The sequence below is a fragment of the Oleiphilus sp. HI0086 genome, assembly GCF_001635225.1.
The window spans coordinates 1-947 of the sequence record NZ_LWFZ01001420.1; the positions used below are offsets into that span (position 1 = coordinate 1).

Here is a 947-nt window from a genome sequence, read left to right on the forward strand (position 1 = left end):
AGCTACTACACTATCAAGAATGACAACCTTATAACCTACAAGCTCGCCGATTTTGCTGAAGCAACTAACGACTTTCAGACCGCACTAGCTTTCGACATAGATGAAGAAAAACAAGGTTTCGAATACATAGCCTATGTAACGAGAAACTCGCAAGAAGAAAGCGTTATAAACCTCTTCGATCTCGACAAAGCCAACAATAACAAACATTATGTATTAGCAAATCTAAGTAGCCATATTTGTGGTATCTCAGCTATTAGAATGCCTACAACCCACGCTTTTCAAGACCGAAAAGAGTCCAATGTCAGCACTAAACACCTTCCTGAAATCATCCTTCATGTTTCGGCTTCAACCGCTTGTGATGGCGATATTTTCTATGAAAAAATTGATTTTTCTACTCTGATTGATGAGAACATCTTCACAATCTTTGAACACAGCGTCGTTTCTGAGGGAAAACAAGATCCCGAGTTAGTTATTGACTACGATTCAGCAAAAGTAATTTCATCAGTATGGCAAGGAAACTATGGCTACCTTAGCTATAACAACAACTCTTCCGAACTATCTTTTAACTATGCAGAAATAGACCGTTTTAACGAAATACAAACAATAGAATGGAGTACACAACTCCCTTTCACAGAACCCCTTACTTTTACTCAAGTATCAAATAACAAGATATTGGCCCAGCAAGGATCTAACTTATTTGTTATACCAACTTCATATCTATTTACTGTCGATGACCCAACAAGTAGCTCAACTCCTATACAAGCACGCATTAACGCTATATTTGATACGCCAACATTAACGCTCAACGGTTATACAAACCTTACCCTTAATACCAGCCAGCCAGTTCAGCAAAGTAACTTTGTAATCCAGGTTGAAAACGACCTTTATCTATACGAAAGTGATCGGTTTGAGCTTATTTATAGTAATAGCAAGAGTACGGAAGATGT

1 protein-coding gene is annotated in these 947 nt (G+C 37.9%); it reads left to right on the top strand.

Features of this window, described 5'->3' with window-relative positions:
- The coding region (locus A3756_RS28285; protein ID WP_197481515.1) for a hypothetical protein at window positions 1-947 on the top strand (947 nt) is incomplete at both ends.